Origin of the sequence: Microcoleus sp. F10-B2 (assembly GCF_036704965.1) — a bacterium.
GTDB lineage: Bacteria > Cyanobacteriota > Cyanobacteriia > Cyanobacteriales > Microcoleaceae > Microcoleus.
Genome location: NZ_JAUBTB010000001.1, coordinates 34,598 through 52,294, shown reverse-complemented (window position 1 = coordinate 52,294; position 17,697 = coordinate 34,598). Strand labels below are relative to the sequence as shown.

The window sequence follows — 17,697 nt, the reverse complement described above, 5'->3', positions numbered from 1 at the left end:
GTCACGACCGGGACTTTCGGGGTGAAAGCCGATCGCACGAAAGCGGCTAGAATCTTCCTAGCAGAGTTCTGGATTAGATGAGGGTGAGTAGGTTAATAATTGCGTCTAATTGTGAGATTAAAGGGGTCATATCGTAGAAATATCCTAGAAATGTTGGATAGAGTAGCTGAAAGTATTGATATTGGGTTACTTATTTTGAACGGGCAGGGTAAAGTGAAAACAACTGCCTCGATCGGGTACGGAGTCTACCCAAATTTGACCGTAGTGGGCGCGGATGATGCCTTGACACAGGGACAGTCCAATGCCGTAACCGTTGGTTGATTTATCTCGCTGCAAGCGAAAGCTGTCTTCAAAAATGCTCTCGCAATTTTCTTCAGGAATTCCCGGGCCGCTGTTGCAAATGCTGACTTGAACTTTGTAAGCGGTGCGGTGGAGAATTGAAAGATTAACAGTTCCTCGGTCTGGCGTGTACTTGCTGGCGTTGTCAAGCAAGTTGACCACGACTTGTTTGATGCGATCGGGATCGGCATAAATCAAGGGCAAATCTGTGGGAATGTCTGTTTCCAAGTTCAGACTTTTCTCCTGAAATTTGTCTTGAAACTGCAAGATTACGTCTTGACAAATCGCCCCCAGTTCGATTTTTTTTGGTTCAATGTGGAGTTGAGCGTTTGTGCCCCGGGCTGCTTCCAGGATATCTGTAATCATGCGATCGACAATCCGGATTTGGCGGCGGGCTTGTTTCATCAAATGAGCCGCCAGAGTCGGTGTCAAACGCGGCTTTTCCCCCTGTTTCACCTTCTGACTTGACTCAATAGTCTCCAAAGCCAAAGATGCGGCCGTCAAGGGATTGCGCAAGTCGTGAGCTAGCATCGCAATAATCCGGTCTTTCAACTGTAATTGCTCTTGCAGGCGTTCTTTTTCCTGTTTGAGGCGAAAAACTTCATCGGATAGCTGCAGGAGTTCGGCGGCGCAAGCAACGGAATAGATGGGTTTTGGGTTGGCTAGAGTTGCAGCTAGAGCTGGGGCCGACTGCTGCCCTGGTGCGTATTCTTCTACAGAACGCTGCCAGCGGGGCCACCAGTGTTCGAGTTGGGCGATCAAATTGCTGCCGGCGAGAGTTTGTCGCGGCTCGGGATGAATTTTGAGCAGCGAGGGAGTGGCTACAAGTTTAAAGTGTTCGGCTAAATCCGGCTGTTCTCCTACGTCGATGACTTGAAGTTCAAAGTCGCACTCTGCCTTCAAATCTTTGAGGTACTTGCGGATGTGTCTGGTTTGTTCCCGGGAAGAGGGACGCTTGTCTACGAACAGCAAAAGCTGTAGAAGCGATGCAGAATTCGCCGGCTGTTCGGGAGAACAGTCGGTATCGCTGGTGCTGGGTGTTGGATGGACGCTGTTGAGCTTTTCGATCGGGTGAAAATAATTGACCATTGCCGAGCCGAGTTATTTCACTTCTACTTTAATTTAATACTTACTTTAGATTTGTGCTATTGTCCGATAATTTCATTATGGCGGGCAGATGATACTTTTGAGATGGAAGAAAAATGAGTCGCTGCGGGTGGTGGTTCAAGTGGCGGCCGCCTTTTTTGTGCTGTGCCTGTTGCTGACGCTGCACCGCTACTACAGCTTTTACGCTACTTACGACCAAGGCATTTTCAATCAACTTTTTTGGAACGGCACTCGGGGTCACTTGTTTGAGAGTTCCCTCTCTTCGGCTTTGTCCACTAATGTCGTTCATCAAAACCAGCTCCCGTCCGTATCTTACTACCGGTTGGGGCAGCATTTCACCCCGGCGCTGATGCTGTGGCTGCCAATTTACTCGCTGTTTCCCTCGCCCGTCACTTTGACTGTGTTGCAGGTGACTTTAATTACCGCGGCTGGAGGAGTGCTCTGGGCTCTCGCCAGACACTATCTCGAACCGAGGCTGTCGGCGACAATTGTTGTGAGCTATTACTGCGCTAACGCGGTCATCGGTCCGACTTTGGGCAATTTTCACGATATTTGTCAAATGCCGCTATATGTCTTTAGCTTGCTGCTGGCGATGGAGAAGCGCTGGTGGCCGCTGTTTGGGATTCTGGCAACTTTAATTTTGGCCGTGCGAGAAGATGGGGGAGTTGTTTTATTTGGCATCGGAGTTTACCTGATTTTGAGCCGGCGCTACCCGAGGACTGGTTTAGCAGTCTGCATACTCAGTTTTGGTTATATGATCGTCCTGACTAATCTGATTATGCCTTTGTTTTCTGCTGACATATCCCAGCGGTTTATGATGGAGCGCTTCGGCCAATATGCCGATGGAGAGGAAGCTTCGACTCTCGAAATTATTTGGGGAATGGTGAGCAATCCCGGGCGGTTGGTGGCTCAATTGTTTACGCCGTTTTTTGGTAAGATTAGATACCTGCTTGGCCAGTGGTTGCCATTAGCTTTGGTTCCAGCTTTCGCGCCTGCGTCTTGGATGATAGCTGGATTTCCGCTGCTGAAGCTATTTTTAGCGAAAGGAGAGTCGGTGCTGGCGATTAATATTCGCTATGCGATGACTGTGGTTCCAGGGCTTTTTTACGGGGCGATCCTGTGGTGGGCTAACCGTCAAAAGGAAGAAGATAGAATGGTGAGAGAGGAAAGAATGTTTTTGCGTTTTCCTTCTGCTTTATTTCCTCTGCCTTCGTCTTCAAAGTTTCGCCGCTTTTGGGCGTTTTGCATCTGCTTGTCGCTATTTTTTACCTTCACGTCAAACCCAAATCGGACTTTTTCTTGGATTTTGCCCGATGCGATCGACCCTTGGGTGCAGGTTCCTCTGGTCAGACAATGGCAGCACGTTTTGCAAGTGCGGCCGCTGTTGGCTCAAATTCCTGCTGATGCTAGCGTGGCTGCGACGAATACTATTGTGCCGATTTTGTCAAGCCGCCGGGAAATTCTCAGGTTTCCGATGTTTGAACTGCGCAATGATGCGGGGAAGGCAGTGAAGATGGAATATGTAATTGCCGATATCTGGCAGTTGCAGCAGTATCAGTCTGCGTTTCGGCGAGAACGCCGACAGTTGCAGGAGATTGTACCGGCGATCGATCGAATGTCCAAATCTGGAGAGTACGGAATTGTTGGCTTTGAAGACGGCGCGATTTTGATGCGTCAGGGTGCTGTTTCTAACTCTGCATCGGCTGCTGCTTGGAGCCGTTTTCGCCGCGAATTGGAGCCGATTTTGAAGAAAGGGTAAGCGGGTAGGCGCGATCGCCATTGCTTTCTTGAGTCACTCAAATCTTGAGGAAACCTGTTTTTTTTCAGGCAATGGCGATCGAGCAATTTCCTGCAAAAACCAGGTTTAGGCATGATTTTCCGTCCTTGTTGCTGCCATAAGTCAGGCCTTGGGCCTCCACTTGCGAACCACTCAAATTAGAGGCTGGCTATTATACAATAAATTAGTTAATCCTAAACATTAAGATATATAAATTATTTGGAGGGAGAAAGATGAAAATTTTGGTATTGGCATGGGAGTTTCCTCCCAGAATCGTAGGCGGTATCGCCCGCCACGTATCGGAACTGTATCCTGAATTGGTAAAACTGGGTCACGAAATTCACTTAATTACAGTAGAGTTCGGCCACGCGCCGATGTACGAAGTGGTGGAAGGAATACGGGTGCATCGGGTGTTGGTGGGGCACGCCAGGGACTTTTTTCACTGGGTGGCGAACCTCAACCAAAGCATGGGCCACCAAGGCGGCAAACTGATGCTGGAGGAAGGCCCCTTTGATATCATCCACGCTCACGATTGGTTGGTGGGAGATGCGGGAATCGCGCTCAAGCATACCTTTAAAGTACCGCTAATTGCCACGATCCACGCCACCGAATACGGGCGCTTCAACGGCCTCCACAATGACGGGCAGCGCTACATTAACGCCAAGGAAAACGACCTCGCTTACAACGCTTGGCGGGTAATTGTTTGCAGCGATTACATGCGGCGTGAAGCCGAACGGGTACTATCTACTCCGTGGAACAAAATAGAAGTAATTTACAACGGAATTAGACCAGAGAAAAAACCCCGCTGGCACGAATTTGACGCGATGAATTTCCGCCGCCAGTTTGCTGCTGACGATGAGAAAATTGTCTATTATGTAGGAAGAATTAGCTATGAAAAAGGCATTTCTGTATTTCTCAATGCTGCACCTAAAGTAATTTGGGAGATGGGGGGTCAAGCAAAAATTGTAATTGTTGGCGGCGGCAATACAGACCATCTAAAACATTTAGCTTGGCATTTAGGAATTTGGAATAAGTGTTATTTTACTGGGTTCATGTTTGAGGAACATCTCGACAAATTCCAGACGGTGGCTGACTGCGCGGTTTTCCCCAGTCTTTACGAACCTTTTGGGATTGTAGCGTTAGAAAGCTTTGCTGCAAGGGTGCCCGTGGTGGTTTCGGATGCCGGCGGACTTCCAGAGGTGGTGCTGCACACTAAAACTGGCGTTGTTACTGAGGCAAACAATCGGGATTCTTTGGCCTGGGGAATTTTGGAGGTTTTGAAAAATCCGGGTTACGCGCAGTGGTTGGTTGACAATGCTTATGAGGATTTGGAACGCCGGTTTAGCTGGCCGAAGTTGGCGATGGAAACTCAGTGGGTTTATGAACGGGTGGTGGAGGAAAGGGCTGAGGTTGATTGGTAAAAATGCTCTTTTTTGAGAGTTGAGAGTTGACTGTTAAAGGTTGACAGTTGACAGTTGACGGTTGACAGTTGACGGTTGACGGTTGACAGTGAGTCGAATATCAACTTTTTTGGTGCAAATCTTAAGAATTTGTAACACAATGATAGAGACACTCGAACTTACTTTGAGCGCACTCAGAAGATTTAAAGGGAATTAGCATCTTGAATATTTTTAGGGACATAGATCCCCTACCCAGACGCAGCTTGCTGACTTTATTCACCGCAGGTCTGCTATTCTGGTCGAGTTTGGCTTCGCTGCTGCCAACTTTGCCGCTGTACGTTCAATTTGTGGGGGGCACAAAACAGCAAATTGGCTTTGTGATGGGTGCATTTGCGATCGGACTTTTGCTATCGAGGCCACCGTTGGGTAAAACAGCCGACAGCAGGGGGCGAAAACAAGTTTTGCTGCTAGGCGCGGCAGTCGCTGCGATCGCCCCGATGGGCTACCTGTTAGCTCAATCTATCCCCTTACTGTTATTTATCCGGGCTTTTCACGGCATTAGCATCGCCGCTTTTACCACAGCTTACAGCGCTTTGGTAACAGATTTGTCGCCGCCAGGAAAGCGGGGCGAATTAATCGGTTACATGAGCTTGGTGAATCCTATTGGTCTAGCAGTTGGGCCGGCTATTGGCGGATTTGTGCAAGCTTGGGTTGGTTACACTCCTTTGTTTGCGATGTCGGCGGCGTTCGCTGCAATGGCTGTATTTTTTACCTGCAAAGTTGCGGAACCTAATTTTGCAGATTTAACAAAATCGGACTCGCTGTCTGAGGAGAAAACTAGCCAAAAATACTGGCAAATGCTGTGGAATCCGAGAGTGCGGATTCCGGCTTTAGTGTTATTGGTGGTTGGTTTAGTATTTGGAACTTTGAGCACTTTTATGCCTTTGTTTATCCAAGAAACTAAGGCAAATTTGAATCCAGGATTATTTTATTCTACGGCTGCTATCGCCAGTTTTGGTATACGGTTGGTCACGGGACGGGCTTCGGACAAATACGGCCGCGGCTTGTTTATTTCTGGCGGATTAATCTGTTATGCCGTCTCTATGTTATTGTTGTATTTTGCTAACAACAGCAGTGCTTTTTTAATCGCAGCTTTGGTTGAAGGTTGCGCGGGCGGTACGGTTATGCCGATGATGGTAACGCTGATGTCTGACAGGTGCGAACCTCATGAAAGGGGCCGCTTGTTTTCGCTTTGTATTGGCGGATTTGATTTGGGGATTGCGATGGCTGGGCCGACTTTAGGCTTTGTTGCTGAACAAGTTGGCTACAGAAATATGTTTGGTTTGGCGGCTGGACTCGCTGGCTTGGCTTTGCTGATTTTTATTACTCAGTCTAGCAAGGGCTTGTCTAATTCGATGAAATTTGCGATCGGTCGAGGCAAAGATGTTTATGCTTTGGTATCAATTCCGGTTGCACCGGAATGATAGCAACTCAGGACACGGCAATGCCGTTTCCCTACCGCAAAATAATCGATAGCGTTCGTGAGGAGGACACGGCATTGCCGTGTCCCTACCGCAATTAATTGTAGGGACACGGCAATGCCGTGTCCCTACAGGTATTTATTGATTTTAAATGGGCTTGGAGGGATTCGAACCCCCGACCTCATGGTTCGTAGCCATGCACTCTATCCAACTAAGCTACAAGCCCCTGTTGAGTTCAGATTTAATCTAAAATTGATTAAGTTCTTTTCTCACAGAATCTAACATTAACACCATTACCAAAATAATGCAAGACCTTTCGCAAACTTTTTCTAAATTGCCCGATGTGGCACAGCTAACTCACCTCGACAACAGCGGGGAAGCCCAAATGGTGGACGTTTCAGCGAAGGTGCCGACTGTGCGGCAAGCTGTGGCGGCAGGCCGGGTGCGGATGTTGCCGGAGACGTTTGCGGCGATTGAAGCGGGGAATGCGCCGAAAGGTGATGTGTTGGGCACTGCAAGGCTGGCTGGAATTATGGCTGCGAAACAGACCGCGCATTTGATTCCTCTGTGTCACCCTCTGCCGCTGAGTAGCGTGGAGGTGCAGGTGATAGCGGATGCTGGGTTGCCGGGGTATCAAATTCGGGCGACGGTGAAAATTAAGGCGGAAACAGGGGTGGAAATGGAGGCGCTGACGGCGGTTTCGGTGGCGGCGCTGACTTTGTACGATATGGCGAAAGGATTGGAAAAGTCGATCGCCATTGAATCGATTCGACTGGTGAGTAAAAGTGGCGGCAAGTCAGGAGACTATGAAAATTTAGAGGCCTAAATTTCCTGCCGAAAGAGGGATGCAGAATTCAAAAAGCTGCACTTAAGCTTAAAATAAGCCCAGAACTACTAATATCAAGTGAAAAACTATGCCTCCTCGTTGGCCCCGCAAACCCGATCGCAACGATCCAGAGTACCGCCGTTTAGATGACCGGATGAATTTTGCCATCCACGTCGGTCTTTTTTCTGCTACCAATTCTGGTTTGTGGTTTTTTCACAATTTGCAAAAGGCTGATTGGCCTTGGGCAATTTCGGTAACGGGTGGATGGGCTCTAGTAGTTTTGGCCCACGCGGTTTACATTTTCGCGATCGCCGATTATTCGCCCCTCACCAAAGATTCTGGCTGAAGGCAGTGGTGGGCGATTTGTTAAGTCTTTTGATTGATAACAAATAACTTTCGGCTTTTTTGATATGGCTAATACTACACAGGCGATCGAATCCTTAGCCGCTGAAATCGGCGAAAATGTCTACATTGATATTGCCAAGTGGCATTTGTATCTCAGTGATGCCCACCTGCATACCGTTGTTGCCCAACAACTTTACCCGATGCTGGAAGATGGGAATATAGATGCTGACAGAGTTGGACAAGTTTTGCAAGGAATTCCAGTCAAGTTGGGCGGCGGCAAGCGGGAAGTGCCGCTGGCAGATTTGATTCCGATGCAGTGTCAAGTTCAGTTGATGGATGTGCTTGAGGAATTTCAGCGGAATATGTGATCTCAATTGTTGATTGGGATTTAAGGGCGATCGCCTTTTTTGGTCTTTTTCGATCGAAGCGGCGATCGCACTTTTGTTGATTCCTGGAATCAGCCGCCAATTTCCGATATTTATTTGCGAAAACGGCCGCGAATGCGATCGGCAAACATATCAACTTCCGGCAACTTCATCTGACTGACAAACAGGGCAAAAACTCCTAACCCTACAAAACTTGCTACACTCAACTGCACTAATTGAATTACCAAACCTTCAGTACCCAAAACTCTTTGACAGGCTTGCAGAGTAGCCAAGGTAACGAAAGCAGTTAGAAAACTGGCAGAAGTTAACCCCAGAAAAGGCAAACTCCACTCCCCCCAAGGCAGGCCGCCCAGCTTTTTATCTAATAAGTACAAAAGCATAATCATTGAAAGTAGATTCACTCCCACCGTCGCCAAAACTAATCCGGGCGCGCCATAAGCTCCTACTAATAAATAATCCAGCAATCCGTTAAAAAAGATATTGATAATACTGACGCGAAAAGGGGTTTCTCCGTCTCCCAAAGCGTAAAATACCCGCACCACAACGTCGCGTCCCAAATACACAAACATTCCAATACTGTAAGCCATCAATATCGGCGTGACAAACAGCGAGGCCTCTCGATCGAAAGCATAGCGTTCGTAAACCACGCGGACGATCGGCCCGGCAAGTGTTACCATTAAAGCGCTCAGCGGCAGCATCGTAAGGGCAGTCAAAACTAAAGATTGACGAATTTTATTTTTTAATTCCGGCCAGTCTTTGGGTTCGGTGAGGCGAGAAAATATCGGCAAAAATGGTACTAAAATTACATTAGAAATGATTCCTAAAGGAGTCATAACTAACAACCCGCTGTAACCCATCGCAGAGGCAGCTTGAGGGATGTAGGATGCAAAAAATAGGTCAGTATAGACATTAATTTGCAGCATTCCCGAGGATAAGGTAGCAGGAACCATCACCTTAATTACTTCTTGCACTCCGGGGCGTTTAAAATTAAACCGCAAGCGCAATGTTCCCAAGCCTGCTCGCCACTGCGTCGCCAGTTGCACCAACCACTGCAAAACTGCTCCCGCTAGGGTTCCCCAAGCTAACACTAAGCCACCAATTAGTGCGTATTCTGGCTGAATAATTTTGTCTCCGAGTTGCAGTGCGAGAATCCCTAAACCGCCGACAAGTGCAACGCTGGAAAATAAAGGGCTAATCGAAGGCAACCAGTACATATCGGCGGCGTTGAGAGTGCCGAAACCAATGCCGATTAAGCCTGAAAGTAATGCCATCGGTGCCATAATCCGAAATTGCTGGACGGCAATTGCTTTGATTTCTAAACCTTCTGCTGTTCTATTTAATCCAGGTGCGACCAAATCTATTAGCGGATCGGCAAAAATAATTAAAGCGACTGTTACCAACAGCAGCAAGCCACCGACTAAGGTGGTGATAGTCTCGACTAAGGGTGCAGCTTCTTGTTTGTCGCGGCGGGCTAAAACGCTGACTATGGCGCTGTGAAATGGCCCGTTAATCCCTCCGAGCAAAATAAATAAGAAACCGGGGATAACGTAGGCGTAGTTGTAGGCATCGACGGCGACACCGACTCCAAATGCTGCGGCGATCGCAATTTGGCGCACCAATCCAAAGACTTTGCTAATTAGAGTGGCGACTGCGACAATGCCGGCAATCCCCGCTAGGGAACGAGAGGGCTTCTGGGTTTCAGACACAAATAGTTACAAACGCAAGTGCTAACAGGCTTCACTAAGTTTAATAGCAAATCGGGAAAATGATAACATGAAATCAGAAAAATTATATTTCTAATTATCTTTTCTTGCTAATTTTGGTGATATTACTGAGCCCGAGAACTTTATTGATATGCCGGATGCCTGGTACATTCTTGTCACAGATATTCGCGGTTCGACGCAAGCGGTAGAAGCTGGACGTTACAAAGATGTTAACTTATTGGGGCTTGTTCGATCGTTGCTGTTTTGACTGTCGCTGGTGAAACAGAGATTCGGTTTGTGTTGGGTGGCGATCGCGCTTCTGTGTTAATTGGGCCGCAAATTTTACCCGCTGCTGAAGAAGCTTTGCTGGCAGTGAAAGAAGTGGCTAAAAGCGAATTTAACCTAGAGTTTGAGTTGGCGGAGTCCGGTAAAATTTGCACTCGCAGCTAATTTTAGGGTAAAAACATTAGAACTGCGGAATTACCGCAGAAAGTCACAGACATAGCCTCGATCCGTCAGGCTGAAGGCGCATAGCTGGTAGGTTTAAAAAATAAATGCTCCGTATTAATTGGACTCCACAAATAGTGAGACAGGTTTTACATAAATGGCAAAAGCTAGTTAACTAAGGTCTTGGAAAATTGTGGGGAAGACTGGGTTTATCTATCTTTTTATGACCCAAATATTGGTCTGAAATGAATAAATTGAATTGGAGTAGCAACAGAACAAAAAAATGGTATACTGATTTTGGGGACGGGAGGGCGATCGAGGTTAATGTATGAAAGCTGAAGAACTTTTAGAAAGATACGCCAAAGGCGAACGAAAATTTCATTCAGAAGACCTTAGAGAAGAAAACCTCAAAGGTGCGGACTTGAGTGGAATAGACCTATACGGTTCCAATCTATCTGGTGCAGACTTGAGTGAAGCAAATCTAACTCAAGTAAACTTTAATAGTGCCAATCTCATTAAAGCATCCCTGACAAATGCTAATTTGAGCAGTTTAGTAGGCGCTTCTTCAGCAAATTTGAGTTGGGCAGACCTGAGCGGTGCAGATTTGAGTTGGGCCAACTTTAGTAGTGCTACTTTAAATTATGCTAACTTAGAGCGGGGAACTCTGACAGGAGCAAACTTTAATAACGCTAAATTGTTTGGTGTCAATTTAGACGAAGCAAATCTGAGTAGTGCAAGTTTAGATAGTGCTGACATACGTGTAGCTTCTTTGCATAAAGCGAACCTAAGTAAAGCGAATTTGAATAAGGCTGATTTGACTGAGGCATACTTAGTGGAAGCTGACTTAACTCTTGCAAATTTGAATGAGGCGATATTGACATCGGCCAAACTTCAAAAAGCTAAATTCCAGAAAGCTAATCTGCACAAAGTGAATCTGTCAAGAATGAATTTGACTAATGCCAATTTAGAACAAGCAAAACTGGACAGTACAAATCTAAAATATGCTTGTCTGCAAGGGGCAAATCTAGAAAGAGCCAATCTACGATCTTCTAATTTGACCGGAGCTAATCTGATAGAAGCAAACTTAAAAAGGGTAGACTTTAGTTGGTGTGATTGTTATGGCTGGAATATTGAAAATGCAGACTTGACTGGTGCTATAATGCCCGATGGAGAAGTCTATGAGCCTGAAACCTCCGAACTCAAAATCTCAGAACCAGAAATCCATTACAAACCGGAAACCAGTCAACAAGAATCCCAAAAAGTGACATCTATGACGCGCAAAATTATTCGTACTGACAAAGCACCGGCACCCGTGGGCCCTTACAATCAAGCGATCGCCGCTACGGGCACTATGCTGTTTGTAGCAGGTCAAATTGCGATCGACATTAGACTAAACGATATTGTCTACACCGACGATGTGGCAAAACAAACCGAACAAGTTATGGCAAATATCGAAGCGATTCTCACAGAAGCGGGCGCGACTTGGTTGGATGTGGTAAAAACTACGGTTTTCCTCAAAGATATGAATGATTTCGCCGCTGTGAATGCGGTTTATGCCAAGTATTTTGATGAGGCAACTGCACCGGCGCGCGCTTGTGTCGAGGTTTCGCGTTTGCCGAAAGATGTGTTAGTTGAAATTGACTGTATTGCCGTGATTTGATTTGAGCTTTTTTGAAAAACCAGGCTTTTTCAATAAGTCTGGTTTCTGGATATTTTGTTTTTTTTATATTTATGAGCGATTTAACCGCAGAGGGCGCAGAGGGCGCAGAGGAAGAGGGGAGAGAGATGAATAATTTCAAAGTTTATTTATAGCAACCGCCGAGGGTAAAGTGCGCGACTTTATTAACTTCTACAGCCGATCGCACAAAGTCGATCTGTCGCTGTCGCGCACCCTACTCCCAAATCAATCTGAAACAATCAGATTTAATCTCCATTAGCAATTAGCAATTACTAATTGCCAGTTACCCATTAGCAATTAGCAATTACTTTACAAGCAATTACCAATTACCAACTCTCAACTATTTATTCAGCGCTTCGCGGGCGGCTACCGCTTCGTCGGGATGAATATTCAAGCGGGTCAAGTTAATTCGACCTTTATTGTCAATTTCTCGCACTTTGACAATCACTTCATCGTTCACAGCTAACTCGTCTTCCACTTTGCCAACGCGGTAGTCTGCTAACTGGGAAATGTGAATCATGCCTTCTTTTCCGGGCAAAATTTCCACAAAAGCGCCGATCGGAATAATTCGAGTTACCCGGCCGACATATACATCTCCTGCATTTAACTTGCGCGTCATGCCTTGGACAATGTTGTAAGCCCGCTGAGCTTTTTCGCTGTCGTTGCCAGCAATTGTCACGGTTCCGTCGTCTTCGATGTCTATTTTGACACCGGTTTCTTCGGTGATGGCTTTGATCGTTTTGCCACCGGGCCCAATTACCAAACCGATAAATTCCGGATCGATTTTCAGGGTTAGCAAACGCGGTGCAAACGGCGACATTTCCTTGCGGGGAGTGTCGATCGTTGACAGCATTCTTTCTAAAATGTGCAGTCTGGCCGGTTTGGCTTGGCGGATGGCAGTGGCAATCACATCTAAGGATAAACCTTTGATTTTCATGTCCATTTGCAAAGCAGTAATGCCGGTGTCGGTACCGGCTACTTTGAAGTCCATGTCGCCTAAAAAGTCTTCAATTGCCTGAATGTCAGTCAAAATTCGGACTTCATCGCCTTCTTTAATTAAGCCCATTGCCGCGCCGCTGACGGGTTGGGAAAGGGGAACGCCTGCATCCATTAATGCTAGCGTTGAGGCGCAAACTGAACCCATTGAGGTGGAACCGTCGGAAGAAAGAATTTCTGAAACTACGCGAATCACGTAGGGGAAATCTTCTTTGGATGGCAAAACGGGCAGCAAAGCGCGTTCTGCCAGGGCTCCGTGACCGATTTCTCGGCGTCCGGGCGATCGCATCGGCTTGGTTTCTCCCACGGAAAACGGCGGGAAATTGTAGTGATGCAAGTAGCGTTTGTCTTGCTGCGGGTGCAAGTCGTCTCCTAAGTCTTGGGCATCGCCCGGGGTTCCCAGGGTAGCTGCGGACAAGACTTGGGTCAACCCCCGATTAAACAACGCACAGCCGTGTACTCGCGACGGCAGCACGCCTACGCGACAAGAAACGGGTCGCACCTCGTCTAGCTTGCGGCCGTCTACGCGGATGCCATCTTCGAGGATCTGCTTCCGCATCATTTTTTTGGTAACGTCTTTGAAAACGTTGCCGATCGCCTTGCTGTTGGCGGTGGCGGCTAGTTTTACCGGGTCCTCTTCCGGGAGTTCGGCGATCGCAGCTTCGACTGCATTTGCCTTAACTTCGTCCAATGCTGCATTCCGTATTGTTTTGTCTTTTTCAAATCTTGACAAAATGATGCGGATGGGTTCTTGGGCGCGATCGCGAATGAAGGTTTCCAGGGCCGAATCTTGCGATGGCCGTTCCTCTACCACCAAATCGATGCCCAATTCCGCCATAATTTCGCGCTGGGCTTGAATCAAGTCACAGGCTGCTTCGTAGCCGAAGTCGATCGCCTCGATGATATCCTGTTCCGGCAACTGGTTGGCGCCGGCTTCTACCATGATTACTCCGTCAGGAGAACCCGCTACCACGAGATCCAACTCGCCTTCTCTGATTTCGCTGTAGGTTGGGTTGATGATGAAATCGTCCCCTACCAAACCGACTCGCACCGCCGCCATCGGCCCGTAAAACGGCATTTTCCCCAGCAGTATGGCCACCGAAGCCCCCGTCACCGCCAAAACGTCCGGCGGCACTTGTTCGTCCATCGACAGCGTTGTGGCTACAACTTGGATGTCATCTCGCAGCCAGCTTGGAAATAGCGGGCGCAGCGGTCGATCGATCAAACGACCCGTGAGAGTCACTTTTTCCGGGGGACGCCCTTCCCGGCGCAAAAATCCACCGGGAATTTTACCGCCAGCGTATAGTCTCTCTTCGTAATCCACCAACAGGGGCAGGAAATCAATTCCCTCTCTCCCCTGCGATCGAGTTGCCGTCACTAAAACCGCCGTGTCACCCGACTGAATCAAAACTGCACCGCCTGCTTGAGGCGCTAGTAAACCAATCTTCAGTCTAATATCCCGTCCATCGAAGGATATTGACTTGTCTATCTCTACCATGTAGCACTGCTTCCTTATCTACCACATTCTTTCTCTGTCGGGATCGTAACATTACCACAGGAGGTTTGAGAGTCAGCGACTAAAAGACAGGGATAATTCGGTGTCGATCGACTGTCGGCGTCTCGATTGTAAGCATTTATACTCTTTTATTTTTCAGGTATGGGGCGATCGCTCGCCCAATATCTGAAATAGATGGTAGGATAAATTTTCATTTGTCAGTTGTCAGTTGACTGTTGTCAGTTGTCAGTTGACTATTGAGTAATTTTCAGATTCGTTAAAAAAACTTTTTTACAAATCAAACAAGATTGCTGTAGTAAATCTTGCAAATAATCAAGTTATCAGGGTTCAATAAAATGGCAATTTTACACGGCACTTGGCTGCTCGACTGCGAAAAAAACGGCTTATTTATCTGGGGAGAAACTTGGCGAAAAATAGGGGCGACAGACATTGTTGAATCGATAAATATTCCCCATCCATTGGCAATGAGCGAAGCTGAATTGAAAACTTTCCTAACTTCCTTGCAGCAGTCGGGAAAACTCAACTGGCAATTACCGGAAACCGCCGCAACTGCACCGGAAACAAGCAAAAAAACTAGGCGGTCGCCCAAAACTCAAAACGCAGCAGAAATTCCCGCCCAAAACTCCTCAATTCAAAGGCAAATTCGGGCGATCGCACTTCCCACCCAAATCTCAGAATCGAACGCAAGTCTGATGCCGCAGCACTCAGCAGCAGCACTTGAGGAACCCGCTAAAACGGAGGAAATTTACCTTTATCCCTGGCAAGTCGAGGGTTATTTTCTCAACCCTCAAGCAGCTTTTGTTTTCTTGCAATCACTACCGCTTAACAGCACGGAACCAGACTCTTTTGTCGGCTCAGATTTGCGTTTTTGGTCTCATATTGCTAGGTGGAGTTTGGATTTGTTGGCAAGATGCAAATTTTTGCCTGGATTGGAGAAACAGTCCGACGGTTCTGCTATTGCCAAATGGCAACCGTTGTTAGACAGTTCTACAGACACACTCCGCCTCGCCACTTTTGTCAAGCAAATGCCAACTGCTTGCCGAACATATCAGAAGAAGGAAGAAGGCAGAAGGAAGAAGGCAGAAGGCAGAGGGGAAAAGGAAGAAGAATCCAGTCAATCGCCTTTAGCGGTGGATTTGCCGATGGGGGCGGAGGAATTGGTGTTAGGCTTTTTGAGCAGTATAGTAGATAGTCAAGTGCGATCCTCTTCGAGGGCTGCGCTAACGGCTGGTAGCTCTACTTTAGACATCAAAACAGTTTCTCCAACCCGCGAGTGGCTGCAAGCTTTGCAGCAGGAATCTGGGATTGTGCAAGTAGAATCAGCAGCCTTGGAAAACTTGGGAAACAAGCTGAGTGCTTGGACTGCACCGCTGCAAAACCAACTATCTCAACAAAGTCAATTTCGCACTTGCTTTCAACTCATACCGCCAGCGCCCGGTAAAGCCAACTGGAGTTTAAATTATTGCTTGCAAGCAGCAGATGAAACGGAATTTTTGGTAGATGCGACAACTGTTTGGAACAACTCTGTCGAGCGTTTGGCTTATGCGGGGCGGACAATAGAATTGCCTCAAGAAACTTTGCTCAGCGGCTTGGGTTTAGCCTCGAAACTTTATCCGTTAATTGAACCGAGTTTGCAAGCACAGCGGCCTCAATCTTGCCAATTAAATCCGCTGCAAGCTTACGAGTTTATTAAGTCTGTAGCTTGGCGGTTTGCTGATAGCGGGTTGGGCGTAGTTTTGCCGCCGAGTTTGACAAAGACGGATGGTTGGGCGAGTCGTTTGGGTTTGAGCATTCAAGCGGAAACTCCGAAGGTGAATCCGGCGAAAGGTGGGTTGGGATTGCAAAGTCTGCTAAATTTTAAGTGGGAATTGACGATCGGCGGACAGCGCATTTCTAAGGCAGAATTTGACAGATTGATCGCGTTGAATTCGCCTTTGGTGGAAATTAACGGCGAGTGGGTGGAGTTGCGCGCGCCGGATGTGAAAGCGGCTCAAACTTTTTTTGCCAGCCGCAAAGAGCAAATGACTCTTTCTTTGGAAGATGCTTTGCGTCTGGCGTCGGGCGATTCTCAGACTATCGAGAAATTGCCTGTGGTGAATTTTGAGGCTACGGGTCAACTTCAGGAATTGTTGAATACTTTGAGCGATAATCAAGCGGTAAGTGCGATCGCAACTCCGGCTAGTTTCCGAGGACAATTGCGACCTTATCAAGCCCTAGGAGCAGGCTGGTTAGCATTCTTAGAACGCTGGGGTTTGGGTGCTTGTCTCGCGGACGATATGGGATTAGGGAAGACGATCGAGCTAATTGCTTTCCTCGTGCACTTACAGGAACAAGATGCTCTGGAAGCGCCAACATTACTGGTTTGTCCGACATCGGTATTGGGCAATTGGGAGCGCGAAGTCAAGAAATTTGGCCCGACGCTAAAAGTGTTAGTTCACCACGGAGACAAACGCGCTAAAGGCAAAGCATTTGCGGCTGAAATTAAACGAAAGGATTTAATAATTACCAGTTACGCCCTGGTGTTTCGCGATGCGAAGGAATTTCAAGGCATTAAATGGCAAGGATTGGTTTTAGATGAAGCGCAAAATATTAAAAATTCCGAGGCTAAGCAGTCGCAAGCGGTGCGGAAAATCGAGGCATCTTTTAAAATCGCGCTGACTGGAACTCCGGTGGAAAATAGACTGCAAGAATTGTGGTCTATTTTGGAGTTTCTCAATCCTGGCTATTTGGGGCCGCGCAATTTCTTTCAGCGCCGATTTGCAATTCCGATCGAGAAATACGGAGATAGGGAATCTTTGCAGACTTTGCGATCGCTCGTTCGACCTTTCATCCTCCGCCGCCTGAAAACTGACAAAGAAATCATCCAAGATTTGCCCGAAAAACAGGAGATGACTGTATTTTGTGGGCTGGCGGCTCAACAGGCGGTATTATATCAGAAAATAGTCGAAGAGTCAATAGCTGAATTAGAGTCAGCCGAAGGTATTCAGCGCAGGGGAATGATTCTGGCTTTGCTGGTAAAACTCAAGCAACTTTGCAACCATCCGGCTCTTGTGAAAGCAGAAGCTAAGCCGAAAGAATTGGAGATTAAGAGTCAGGAATCGGGGAAATTGCAGCGGTTGGTGGAAATGTTAGAGGAGGTGCTCGCTGAGGGCGATCGGGCTTTAATTTTTACTCAGTTTGCCGAATGGGGAAAACTCCTGAAACCGCATCTAGAACAGCATTTAGGGCGAGAAGTTTTGTTCTTGTACGGAGGAATTCGGCAACAGCAGCGGGAAGAAATGATCGATCGCTTCCAGCACGACCCCCAAGGCCCGCCGATTATGATTTTATCCTTAAAAGCTGGCGGCACAGGCCTGAACTTAACCAGAGCAACCCACGTTTTCCACTATGACAGATGGTGGAATCCTGCAGTAGAAAATCAGGCAACTGACCGCGTATTTCGCATCGGTCAAACCCGCAATGTGCAAGTTCACAAATTTGTCTGCACTGGTACGTTAGAGGAGAAAATACACGATATGATCGAAAGCAAGAAAGCTCTAGCCGAACAAGTTGTCAGCGCCGGTGAAAACTGGCTCACCGAGCTAGATACAGACCAACTTCGGAATTTACTAATCCTCGATCGCAATGCTATTATAGAAACGGAAGAAGAATAATGTGTTTAATTTTATTCCGTTGCTCGTGAGGACTTTAGTCCTC

General features: G+C 47.3%; 11 protein-coding genes, 1 tRNA gene and 1 pseudogene. 9 read left to right on the top strand and 4 right to left on the bottom strand.

Translation table 11 applies throughout. The features are described from left to right. Positions 1-186: 186 nt before the first annotated feature. The gene (locus QUA99_RS00275) at positions 187-1,428 is read right to left on the bottom strand and encodes a histidine kinase (protein WP_333234423.1); all 1,242 of its coding nucleotides are present in this window, start codon (positions 1,426-1,428) and stop codon (positions 187-189) included. Between the two features lie 88 nt (positions 1,429-1,516). Here QUA99_RS00275 and QUA99_RS00270 point away from each other — a divergent pair, with 88 nt between their 5' ends. From QUA99_RS00270 to QUA99_RS00260, 3 genes are all read left to right on the top strand, one after another. After that, the gene (locus QUA99_RS00270; RefSeq protein WP_333234422.1) at positions 1,517-3,205 is read left to right on the top strand and encodes a DUF2079 domain-containing protein; all 1,689 of its coding nucleotides are present in this window, start codon (positions 1,517-1,519) and stop codon (positions 3,203-3,205) included. A gap of 251 nt (positions 3,206-3,456) precedes the next feature. Further along, complete coding sequence (locus QUA99_RS00265) at positions 3,457-4,644, top strand: glycosyltransferase family 4 protein (protein ID WP_333234421.1); 1,188 nt, start codon at positions 3,457-3,459, stop codon at positions 4,642-4,644. Between the two features lie 200 nt (positions 4,645-4,844). Then, positions 4,845-6,107 (top strand): MFS transporter, encoded by a 1,263-nt coding sequence (locus QUA99_RS00260; RefSeq protein ID WP_333234420.1) that lies wholly within the window; start codon positions 4,845-4,847, stop codon positions 6,105-6,107. Between the two features lie 149 nt (positions 6,108-6,256). Here QUA99_RS00260 and QUA99_RS00255 read toward each other — a convergent pair. Further along, positions 6,257-6,330: transfer RNA gene (locus QUA99_RS00255), tRNA-Arg, on the bottom strand. A 78-nt stretch (positions 6,331-6,408) separates the two neighbouring features. On the opposite strand from QUA99_RS00255, the gene moaC reads away from it, so the two are divergent. The 3 genes from moaC (at position 6,409) to QUA99_RS00240 (ending at position 7,643) form a co-directional block, all read left to right on the top strand. After that, the gene (moaC, locus tag QUA99_RS00250; RefSeq protein WP_333234419.1) at positions 6,409-6,930 is read left to right on the top strand and encodes a cyclic pyranopterin monophosphate synthase MoaC; all 522 of its coding nucleotides are present in this window, start codon (positions 6,409-6,411) and stop codon (positions 6,928-6,930) included. Positions 6,931-7,018: 88 nt separating this feature from the next. Continuing rightward, complete coding sequence (locus QUA99_RS00245; RefSeq protein WP_333234418.1) at positions 7,019-7,276, top strand: 2TM domain-containing protein; 258 nt, start codon at positions 7,019-7,021, stop codon at positions 7,274-7,276. Between the two features lie 64 nt (positions 7,277-7,340). Beyond that, positions 7,341-7,643 (top strand): DUF3181 family protein, encoded by a 303-nt coding sequence (locus QUA99_RS00240; protein WP_333201587.1) that lies wholly within the window; start codon positions 7,341-7,343, stop codon positions 7,641-7,643. Positions 7,644-7,753: 110 nt separating this feature from the next. Here QUA99_RS00240 and murJ read toward each other — a convergent pair whose 3' ends face one another. Further along, positions 7,754-9,367, bottom strand: coding sequence for a murein biosynthesis integral membrane protein MurJ (gene murJ / locus QUA99_RS00235; protein ID WP_333234417.1), 1,614 nt, complete (start codon positions 9,365-9,367; stop codon positions 7,754-7,756). 148 nt (positions 9,368-9,515) lie between these two features. Here murJ and QUA99_RS32990 point away from each other — a divergent pair. Both QUA99_RS32990 and QUA99_RS00220 read left to right on the top strand, forming a co-directional pair. After that, positions 9,516-9,814: pseudogene (locus tag QUA99_RS32990) on the top strand (DUF3095 family protein). 325 nt (positions 9,815-10,139) lie between these two features. Further along, on the top strand, positions 10,140-11,471 hold the full coding sequence (locus tag QUA99_RS00220; RefSeq protein ID WP_333234415.1) for a Rid family detoxifying hydrolase: 1,332 nt from the start codon (positions 10,140-10,142) through the stop codon (positions 11,469-11,471). Positions 11,472-11,829: 358 nt separating this feature from the next. Here the strand turns inward: QUA99_RS00220 and QUA99_RS00215 are convergent, their stop codons facing one another. Further along, positions 11,830-13,983, bottom strand: coding sequence for a polyribonucleotide nucleotidyltransferase (locus QUA99_RS00215; RefSeq protein WP_333234414.1), 2,154 nt, complete (start codon positions 13,981-13,983; stop codon positions 11,830-11,832). A 353-nt stretch (positions 13,984-14,336) separates the two neighbouring features. Here QUA99_RS00215 and QUA99_RS00210 point away from each other — a divergent pair, with 353 nt between their 5' ends. Continuing rightward, positions 14,337-17,654: a DEAD/DEAH box helicase gene (locus QUA99_RS00210; protein WP_333234413.1), complete on the top strand. Its 3,318-nt coding sequence runs from the start codon at positions 14,337-14,339 to the stop codon at positions 17,652-17,654. The last annotated feature ends 43 nt before the right edge of the window (positions 17,655-17,697 follow it).

What these genes read in the sequence shown, in the direction of transcription:
- moaC (WP_333234419.1), top strand. Translation starts at nt 6,409, where the DNA reads ATGCAAGACCTTTCGCAAACTTTTTCTAAATTGCCCGATGTGGCACAG.
- QUA99_RS00275 (WP_333234423.1), bottom strand. Translation starts at nt 1,428, where the DNA reads ATGGTCAATTATTTTCACCCGATCGAAAAGCTCAACAGCGTCCATCCA.
- QUA99_RS00210 (WP_333234413.1), top strand. Translation starts at nt 14,337, where the DNA reads ATGGCAATTTTACACGGCACTTGGCTGCTCGACTGCGAAAAAAACGGC.
- QUA99_RS00240 (WP_333201587.1), top strand. Translation starts at nt 7,341, where the DNA reads ATGGCTAATACTACACAGGCGATCGAATCCTTAGCCGCTGAAATCGGC.
- QUA99_RS00270 (WP_333234422.1), top strand. Translation starts at nt 1,517, where the DNA reads ATGATACTTTTGAGATGGAAGAAAAATGAGTCGCTGCGGGTGGTGGTT.
- QUA99_RS00220 (WP_333234415.1), top strand. Translation starts at nt 10,140, where the DNA reads ATGAAAGCTGAAGAACTTTTAGAAAGATACGCCAAAGGCGAACGAAAA.
- QUA99_RS00215 (WP_333234414.1), bottom strand. Translation starts at nt 13,983, where the DNA reads ATGGTAGAGATAGACAAGTCAATATCCTTCGATGGACGGGATATTAGA.
- QUA99_RS00245 (WP_333234418.1), top strand. Translation starts at nt 7,019, where the DNA reads ATGCCTCCTCGTTGGCCCCGCAAACCCGATCGCAACGATCCAGAGTAC.
- QUA99_RS00265 (WP_333234421.1), top strand. Translation starts at nt 3,457, where the DNA reads ATGAAAATTTTGGTATTGGCATGGGAGTTTCCTCCCAGAATCGTAGGC.